The 8,934-nt window shown below is 55.4% G+C and carries 10 protein-coding genes; 2 read left to right on the top strand and 8 right to left on the bottom strand.

Features of this window, described 5'->3' with window-relative positions; translation table 11 throughout:
• The first annotated feature begins 249 nt into the window (after window positions 1–249).
• Window positions 250–969 (top strand): CsiV family protein, encoded by a 720-nt coding sequence (locus ENI00_RS01640; RefSeq protein ID WP_304097857.1) that lies wholly within the window; start codon window positions 250–252, stop codon window positions 967–969.
• On the opposite strand, the gene ENI00_RS01645 is transcribed toward ENI00_RS01640, so the two are convergent.
• The 5 genes from ENI00_RS01645 to ENI00_RS01665 form a co-directional block, all read right to left on the bottom strand.
• Window positions 944–1,750, bottom strand: coding sequence for an S-methyl-5'-thioinosine phosphorylase (locus tag ENI00_RS01645; RefSeq protein WP_304097861.1), 807 nt, complete (start codon window positions 1,748–1,750; stop codon window positions 944–946). The two genes, ENI00_RS01640 and ENI00_RS01645, sit on opposite strands and share 26 nt — an antisense overlap.
• The gene (locus tag ENI00_RS01650) at window positions 1,750–3,021 is read right to left on the bottom strand and encodes a mechanosensitive ion channel family protein (protein ID WP_304097863.1); all 1,272 of its coding nucleotides are present in this window, start codon (window positions 3,019–3,021) and stop codon (window positions 1,750–1,752) included. Before ENI00_RS01650 ends, ENI00_RS01645 begins: the two co-directional genes overlap by 1 nt.
• Window positions 3,022–3,054: 33 nt before the next feature.
• Complete coding sequence (locus tag ENI00_RS01655) at window positions 3,055–3,513, bottom strand: L,D-transpeptidase (protein WP_304097881.1); 459 nt, start codon at window positions 3,511–3,513, stop codon at window positions 3,055–3,057.
• A gap of 97 nt (window positions 3,514–3,610) precedes the next feature.
• Window positions 3,611–4,324, bottom strand: a complete 714-nt coding sequence (locus ENI00_RS01660; RefSeq protein WP_304097864.1) for a TetR/AcrR family transcriptional regulator — start codon at window positions 4,322–4,324, stop codon at window positions 3,611–3,613.
• 73 nt (window positions 4,325–4,397) lie between these two features.
• The gene (locus ENI00_RS01665) at window positions 4,398–5,303 is read right to left on the bottom strand and encodes a hypothetical protein (protein ID WP_304097867.1); all 906 of its coding nucleotides are present in this window, start codon (window positions 5,301–5,303) and stop codon (window positions 4,398–4,400) included.
• Window positions 5,304–5,528: 225 nt separating this feature from the next.
• Between ENI00_RS01665 and ENI00_RS01670 the strand changes: the two genes are divergently transcribed.
• Window positions 5,529–6,173: a riboflavin synthase subunit alpha gene (locus ENI00_RS01670; protein WP_304097870.1), complete on the top strand. Its 645-nt coding sequence runs from the start codon at window positions 5,529–5,531 to the stop codon at window positions 6,171–6,173.
• Here ENI00_RS01670 and ENI00_RS01675 read toward each other — a convergent pair.
• From ENI00_RS01675 to ENI00_RS01685, 3 genes are all read right to left on the bottom strand, one after another.
• Window positions 6,122–7,327, bottom strand: a complete 1,206-nt coding sequence (locus tag ENI00_RS01675) for a class I SAM-dependent methyltransferase (protein WP_304097873.1) — start codon at window positions 7,325–7,327, stop codon at window positions 6,122–6,124. The two genes, ENI00_RS01670 and ENI00_RS01675, sit on opposite strands and share 52 nt — an antisense overlap.
• The gene (locus tag ENI00_RS01680; protein ID WP_304097875.1) at window positions 7,284–8,345 is read right to left on the bottom strand and encodes a class I SAM-dependent methyltransferase; all 1,062 of its coding nucleotides are present in this window, start codon (window positions 8,343–8,345) and stop codon (window positions 7,284–7,286) included. The genes ENI00_RS01675 and ENI00_RS01680 overlap by 44 nt, the downstream gene beginning before the upstream one ends.
• A 125-nt stretch (window positions 8,346–8,470) precedes the next feature.
• On the bottom strand, window positions 8,471–8,934 hold a 464-nt coding region (locus ENI00_RS01685), incomplete at its 5' end, for a carbonic anhydrase (RefSeq protein WP_304097878.1).

An 8,934-nucleotide genomic window follows, 5' to 3' on the forward strand; every position in this document is an offset into this window, starting at 1 on the left:
CGCTCCGGATACCTATCGCCTTGAAGGTGCTAACAGCTTTCGTTTTCGGCTGAAGGACACGTCAACCAGTGGTAAACTCGACGGCATCTCCGGCATGCTGAGCGAGCTGGTGCCAGCGCCTAGCGCGGCTACCGCCTGACCATTGCCTGAACGCCACCTGGCTATCGCCCGAATAGTGCCTTGAAAACAGGGCCTTGATAAAACTGGAGCATCCTCTTGCAGACTGATGGTAATCGCTTGTGCCGGCTAATGGCACGCACACTACTGACGGCGTTTCTGCTTTTAACGGCCATGGTCAGCCATGCGCAACAGACAACGCCCAACGACTACTACCGGGCTGAGATTGTCATTCTGGAGCGCATCGTCGACCCCGGAGCGATCAATGAGCGCATGGTTAATCGTAAAGTGGACGCCCCGGTAGACACCGGCAAAACCCTTTATCGTGTTGCCAGCGACGGCAATGTCTCGTCATCCCTCAAACTTGTGCCACGCAACGAGCTTCACCTTGGAAGCGCTGCCAACCGGCTGGAGGGAAGCGGCAACTACCGCGTGCTCATGTCGGCAGGCTGGTACGAGGCATTTCCGCCGGACTACAAAGGCCAACCGCTGCGCATTGAGATTGGCAAATGGTTGGAGCCGGCAGGTCAGAGAGAAATTGAAGGCAATATCACAATCGATCGAAATCGCTACCTTCATGTCGCGGTTCATCTCAACCACTGGAAGGAAGGAAAAGTGGCGACGTCGGGAATCTCCGAAGGCCGTGTGGATCAGGTGCCCGGCAGCGACTCTGCAACACCCGGCAGCAGCTCTGTAACAAATGCCACACTGAATATGCAGCCTGACGTACCTTTGGAGCTCGTGACCTGGATTCGCGAAACCCGCAGAATGCGGAGCGAGGAAATCCACTTTCTGGACTCCCCCACCATCGGCGTTCTCGTGTTCTTCAAAAAGATTGAGGCAACGCCTTAAGAGCGCCAAGACCGGTCATCGAGGCCTCCAGAATGCGTCTGACACCAGACATGCCTTGCTCGATGGCCGCTTCGATTTCTTCCATGGTAATGATGTGGTCTGACTTTCCTGCCGCCCGGTTTACCACCAGCCCCAGGCACACATACCGCATACCCAGTTCAGCCGCCAAAGCGGCCTCCGGCATGCCGGTCATCCCGACCAGATCGCAGCCGTCTTTCTCCATACGGCGTATTTCGGCCGCTGTTTCCAATCTCGGCCCCTGAGTAGCGCCGTACACGCCAAAACCGGCAAAGGCTATGTCATGAGCTTTTGCGCAATGCATCAGGATGTCCCGAGCGGCGTGATCATAAGGCCAGGTGAAGTCAATGTGGGTGACGTTTTCCAGATTGTTCTCGATACCGTTCCCGACATTGCTCTCAAAGAACGTGCTGGCTCTGCCCCAGGTGTAGTCAATAATCTGATCGGGAATAACCACGCACGCCGGGCCTAAATCCGGATGTATCCCGCCCACCGCGTTCACTCCGATAACGGTGCGTACGCCCGCATCGAAAAGCGCTTTCATATTCGCGCGGTAGTTCACTTCGTGGGGCGGTATCCTGTGGGGATTGCCATGCCGTGAGAGGAACACCACAGGCTGCCCATCCAGACTGCCTTCAGTCAACTCGGATGAAGGCGATCCCCAGCGTGTTTGCACCGTTCGCGAACCCGTGATCTGCAAACCCGACAAGGTGGTCAGACCGGTGCCACCAATAATGCCAACTGCCGTGTTGATATTAGCCATTAATCGCCATCTCCCGCATTCAGGGACTGCTCACCCACATCGCCTTTCTGTGTGTCGTGCCGGCGACTGCGTTTATGTATATTGCGGCCAGGTTGGGAAGCCTGATCCTGATCTCGGTCCTGATGTTTTACCTCGTCCCCCTGAGTGAACTGGATATTCTCACTCACCGGGAGCCGGGTATCTTCAGTGAGATGCAATGTTTGCGTTGGGAACGCAACCACGCCTCCATGACCTGTAATAACGTCGCTGATTTTCAGGAGGACGTCCTGTTTTATCTCGTGATAACGCACCCACTGGGTTGTCTTGGTAAAGGCATATACCATGATATCCAGCGACGACGGGCTGAACGCCAGGAAATTGACAATCAAAGTCTGGTCGCTGGCAATTTCTTCATGGCCTTCAAGCATCGAGCGAATATCGGCAACCACGGTCGACATCTGGCTGACATCCGCATGGCGGATACCAATGGTTTCGGAAATTCGCCGGTTGGTCATCCGAGAAGGATTTTCGACCGCAATGGTTGTAAACGCCGCGTTGGGAACATACAGGGGGCGTTTATCAAAGGTTCGGATAGTGGTCAGGCGCCAGCCAATCTCTTCCACGGTGCCCTCGATATTGCGATCCGGGGAGCGGATCCAGTCACCCACTTTAAAAGGCCTGTCGAGGTGGATAATAAAACCACCAAAAAAGTTAGCCAGCAGATCTTTAGCCGCAAAACCCACCGCAATGCCGCCAACGCCGCCGAAGGCCATCACCCCCGAAATGCTGTAACCCAGCGACTGCATGCTGATCAAAACGGCTGTAATAATGACCACTGCCCGCGAGACCTTACTCACCGCGTTAATAGTGGTGTAGTCCATGGGGCTTTTCATTTTGACGGGAGAAACAAGAATGCTTTCAATCGCCTTGATTATCCGCAACAACGCCCAGACAGCAATAAAAATGAAACCAACCTGCAACAGGGTTCCATTTGCCTCGAATATCACTGCAGAGGAATAGTGATGAGCCACTTCGGCTGCCCAGTACACGCCCTGCAGCCAGACAAAAGCCACCACCGGTGTGCGGGCAGCATGCAGTGCTGCGTCATCCCAAACGTTGTCGGTTTTGGCGAATTTTCGCTCCAGGGCGCCAATAACATGACCGGCGATGTAGGCTACGGTGGCGGTTCCAAACACCAGCGCAAACACCACAATCCCCACGCGCCAAGCCTCCGATAACACGCCGAAACCCGCGATCCAGCTATTGAGCGTGGACATCATTTCTCCAATCATGGAATTCCTCTAATCAGTGTCAACACTCTGGTTTTAACGGATCGTAACCGGCATACCCGGTTGAACGCACTCGAACAACTCTATGACATCGGCATTGCGCATGCGCACGCAGCCGTGGGAAAGCGCTGTGCCCATGGGTTCTGTATCCGGGGTGCCATGTATGTATATATAACGACGAAAGCTATCAACACCGGCGCCACGGTTTATCCCGTGCTCGCGTCCGCACAGCCAGAGAATGCGGCTCAGTATCCAGTCACGGCCGGGATGGCTGGCCGCAAGTACCGGACTGTAAATCTCTCCGGTGGGGCGCCGCCCACGGAAAACAGTATTGGCGGGGAGTCCGGAGCCTATCATGGCGCGTACAAAATGCTTACCTCTCGGCGTACAACCACTGGCGTCCTGCTCACCGGCGCCATTGAGCGCGGTAGACACCGAATAGCAAACGATCACGCCCCCGCTCCCATCGAGCAGAGTAAGGTTCTGGTCGTCCAGATTGACGTCAATTGAACAGGCAATGGGGTTACGTTGATTCACAACGGGTAATGCTCCCTCCGGAATTCAGGAGAAAGACTAACCGAGAGGGTGCAACTCAGGCAACCGGGATATTGTTGTCAACGGACGGAATGGAAGCAACAGGAGGAATGGTAGGAAGAGCGGGAACCAGCAAAGCGTCTTTCGCCTGCATACCGGCTGCAAGGAAAGGTACGAGGCGAGCAGCAATTTCCTGAATGGTGGTTTCAACGCCCAGCTTATTACGCAGAATGTCTTTCAGGGCGTCGCTACTGGACATCGTAAACGCTGTCGCGCCCAGCATGAACTGGATGCGCCAGTAACGATCCACCGCTGAAAGCTGTGGCGTTGCTTCTTTGAGCAGGCGCATGAAGCGGCTGAAAGGCTGGCTGTATTCCTGCTCCAGAAACCGGCGCAAGTGTCCTTGCGACTGGGTGTAAGCCAACCCGAGCAGCCTCATAAAAATCGAAATGCCCTTTTCGTTCCGCTGAGGCATACGGACGGCGCTTTCAGTGAGTGCCCAAAGGGTTTGATTCAGAGTTGGCGGTTTGCCTTCACACCGGGTTTCCAGCTCATCGAATGCGGTTTCAAGGGTCGCTGAAAAGGGCGTCAAAAAGCGGCCAAAAACAGCATGAATCAGCGCATTCTTGGAGCCGAAGTGGTAATTTACCGCAGCCAGGTTTACTCTGGCCTTACTGGTAATCATGCGCAATGAAGTTTCTGAAAAACCACGTTCGGCAAACAGCTCTTCTGCAGCATCAAGAATTCGGTCAACGGTATCAGACTGGGCCATTTTGTTTTCAGTGCCTATTTTCAGCGCCACGAGTAAACGTCTGTTTAAAACATACGTTTGAAGCCCATTTATGTCAAGTTCTGTCCTCCGGTTCCGCCACCGCTTTTTGCCATCCCCGGTCTATGGCTGTCTGGTTGCCCTCAAAAAACGCCGCCTGAACCTGGCTAAAAGCCTTTTCTGCCTCAAGAAGATAAATGAGGTAAAGCCTCACGTGTTCCCGCCGAGACAGCGCCCGAGACAAGGCTTTTTGCTCCGACAACCGCAGAAGACTGCTAAACCGGGCATTTTTCAGGGCGGGATTAAAGTCTGTCATGCGGGCACATTGCCATATCAGCCCTTCTTTACCCTCCAGATGGCTCACATGTTTTCGTGCGTCACGCATCATTCGTTGGCGCTTCATCAGTAGATCCAGATACGACGGTTCCGATGTATAAATTCGGCGAACCACTGGAATGCCCAGAAGCAGAATAATAACAAAGGCTCCAAACCCGCCGCCGGCCACCCAGGCGGGCACAAAACCGGTCAACCCGCTGAGAAAGATGATGGCTGCCACAAGGGCACTGAACACCCACAGATCCCGGCCTCGGCGTGCAGACGCAACGGTAAAGTTATCAGGCCAGTCGCTCATCGCCAGAAGTTCAAAATCCATCAGCAGCACACGATCACACTGCCGCAACATCAATCTTAACGTGCGCTGGCGGGACCCTGCGTGTTCCGGACCCGTGTCGTCGATGGGGGCATTGGTGCCGTCTGATTCTGCGCCAGGCCGAATACGGTCGGCTTCAGCCTTCGCAACGGCCTGCCCCCCAGCGTTCACAGCGCCTTTTGAAAGAGCATCAGGCACTGAAGCCATCTTAACGTCCTCACCCGGCGCTGATTGAGCGTCCGCTGGAACAGGATCCGCCAGCCGCCCAGGTCGTAAAACGGCACCCTGCGCGGTGTCTGTCAATGCTTCTGCGGCATTCTGATTCTGGGCCATGGTGGTCAGTCCAATACTTTATGGAGCCTCGGGTTTACGAGCATGCTCTTGCATGCGCTCTCTTAAAGGTATGCGTTAACATGGGTACTATTGAAATGTATCGACTGGCTTTGCCATATCTTGAGCCGTGACGCCCCGATAACATTTTCCCGCGTTCAAACTTGGCAACGGCAACCTTGCTCGCTATCCTTTCCAGCCACCACTGATCTCCAAAGAGGCCTGCTTATGTTCACCGGTATTGTTCAGGGTATTGCGGTTGTTGAAAAGGTCACGTCGGCGACCGGGCTGAGCACTTTCGCGATCCGTTTACCCGATACCAGCACGGCAGGCATCAACATTGGTGCCTCTGTTGCCATCAATGGCACCTGCCTGACCGTCACCCGCCAGGCCGGCAACACGCTGTTTTTTGACGCCATGCAGGAAACCCTCAGCCTGACAACACTGGGTGATCTGGTGCCCGGAGATGCCGTCAATTTTGAGCGAGCAGCGCGAATCGGAGACGAAATTGGTGGGCATTTGTTATCTGGGCACATCCACAGTACCGCGCAGGTTGTTGATATTCTGCGCCCGGAAAACAACGTGACCCTCTGGTTTGAAATTCCAGAGCAGTGGGCTCGCTACATCTTTCCCAAAGGCTACATTGCCATCAACGGCGCCAGCCTGACCATCGGCGAAGTAGATGGCAACCGGTTTAACGTTCACCTGATTCCGGAAACCCTCAGGGCCACCACGTTTGGTGCAATAGACGAGCGCACACGCGTCAACATTGAAATTGACAGCCAGACACAAACCATCGTGGACACATTGGCGCGCCTGGGCTACGACAGCGAGGCTTCGAAGAGCACAAATTTGGGGTTGGCATCCAGTTGACGAACGTTCGCAAAGAAACGCCGCAAGCTCCGGTGGTACCCAAGATGCCGGTTCCCGACCACAATCAGGCGACCGGTTTCAGAGAGACTCTTTGATGCCTGCTCGAAAAGCCTCAGCGCAATGTGATCACCCACAACGCCGCCCTCGTGAAACGGCGGGTTTAACAGAATTCGTTCAAATGCCTCGGTGCCGTCTGCGATACCATCCCCATGCTCAAACACAGCTTTGGCATCAGGAAATGCGGCTTCCGTATTGTGGCGAGCACTCAGCACTGCTTGGCTGGATACGTCACTAAAGGTCAGGTCGAGATCCGGTTGCACAGCCAATGCGCTCAGGCCGAGAACGCCGTTACCGCACGCCAGGTCCAGCACCCGGGCACCGGAGGCGCAGCGATTCAATGTATCGTGGAGGTGAGACAACATCAGTCGCGTGCCGATATCCAGTTTTTCCCGCGCAAACACCGCAGGCATGGCAACAACACGAACAACGTCGCCGGGCAGTTCGCTCTCTTTCCCTAGCGAATAGCCTTTCCAAACACCCGGCCAGCCGTCCAATGTCGCCTGGCCACGACCACACGTCATCACCCGGGCTTTTCTGATCGCTCGACCCACGTTCAGAACCTCCACCGCTCCGGCAAATACGTCCACACTGCGATCCGGCAGGTGTTTGATCATACCGGCGGCCAAGATAACGCCGCCGGGCGTTAGCGCGCCATTCGCCCAGCGAAGCAGCCAGGCAAGATAGTCGGTTTCCCGGGGAATTTTAAGCAGGATCAGATCATAAGAGTCAGCGGGAGGCTGCAACCAACTGTGTACCTGCTCGGGCGCTGCACTGTTGGCATTCAGGCTCGCATTTAACGCCAGCGCTGCACCTAGCTGAGCGCCGTCGGCAACCACATCGGGTGCAAACCGGCACAACCCCAACGTCAAGGCGCCGTACTGATCGTCAATCACCAGAACCCGGGATTCAGGTGCCGTTTCCAAGTGACTGCAAGCTTCCTCAAGAAGCAATTCGTCGGCCGCGCTCCAGGCCCGCAGGCTTGGATCCACAGTGCCGGGGCGAGTGAGCGTCAGACTGCCACCGGGAAAATCCAGCACTGCCGTTGTCAGATCACCCACGAAACGCTCGATAAACGGTGAAGCGCCCGTCTTCACGCAGGCGTTCGACGCGCCCGATGTAGCGCTTGATGAGGGCCTCGTACGGCAGAAAACTGTTCGCAACCAGGCGCAGCTCGCCCCCTGGCTGCAGATGTCGTTTTACATCCTGAAGGAACTGCTCTGTCATGGACGTGTCGGTTTTTACACCTGAGTGAAAGGGCGGATTACTGATAATCACGGGCCAAAGACCTTCCATGCCGGTCAAGCCGTCCGAGGCGGAAATCGTGCCGGCCGCGCCGTTGCGCTGATAGGTTTCCCGTGCACATATAATCGCCTGGGACTGCACGTCCACCGCATCGACGCTGGCAACAGCTCTTTTCTGCGACGCCTGCCAGGCCTGAACCCAGGCGCCAATGACACCCGCACCACAGGCGAAATCCAGTATCCGTTCAGCACCGGCAGGCTGTTCTGAAAGCGTCTCCAGCAGCAAGCGCGTGCCCTTATCCAGGCCGTCCTGGCTAAAAATCCCCGGCAATCCGGCAACGTCAACAGGCACACCTGCGCACTCAACCCTATCCCAGCTAAGCCAGTCCTGAACCTGAAATCCGGGAACCGGTTCCACCGCGTCCGCGCACCAGACCTGGCAGTGGCGTGCGCTGTCGACCTTGGATGCTTGCGGAACAATCGCTTTCAGCTGTTTAATCGCACCGGCAATGCCTTCTTTCTTTTCTCCTACCAGTATCAGCCGCGCATTGTCTGCCGCCAGCGAAAGCGCCAGAGCCAAACGCATTTCAAGCTCGGAGCGGGCTTTGGGCAAAAACACAACAACGCTGTCGTAGCGGTTCTGTGTCAGCGCCGGGTCGTCGTAGCCAAAACAGGCCTGCCAGGTTTCCTGGTGCCCAAGCGCACGGAAAACACCGGCATGCTCACTCATGGCCAGGCCACTTATGGCAGGACCGCTGGGAGAAAGCTCTGGTAGAAGGTGCGCGGATGCAACACCCAGAAGCGCCACCCGGCCAATCAGCAGGTGTTGATTTTTAAGAAGCGCCTGATGAGAATTCGGTAAAGATTTCACTGAAGCGTCAGGTAAATTGGAGGCGACCAAGCTTTGCATGAGTTATTTGCATGAGTTATTTGCATGAGTTATCCGCAGGGGGTTTCTTCATGGGCCAGCGGATGTTTGCCGTTTTGCAGTAAAGATCAGATTTTTTTCTCACGACCTGAGCGCACAGGGCGCAATATCAGCTCACTCAGGCTGTTTTCCTTGATCTGTTCCCAGTCTTCAGCGCCGGAAACCGACAGGCCCATATCCCGAAGTATGCCGTCTGCAACATCGTAAACAAATCCGTGTACATTCAGTGTCTGGCCGCGCTTCCAGGCATCCTGAACGATGTTATTCTGGCACAAGTGCCCTACCTGTTCGATAACGTTCAGCTCACATAGCCGATCAATCTGATCAAACTCGCTACCGCTGGCGTCCAGCACCGCCTGATGGCGATCACGAACATCTTGTACATGGCGCAGCCAGTTACTGATCAAACCGAAACCTTCATTGCGATAAGCAGCCCTGATGCCACCACACCCGTAATGGCCAACCACAAGAATGTGCTTGACCTTCAGTACCTCTACCGCAAATTGCAACACCGAAAGACAATTGAAATCCG

The sequence above is a fragment of the Marinobacter antarcticus genome (assembly GCF_011049865.1).
GTDB lineage: Bacteria > Pseudomonadota > Gammaproteobacteria > Pseudomonadales > Oleiphilaceae > Marinobacter > Marinobacter antarcticus_A.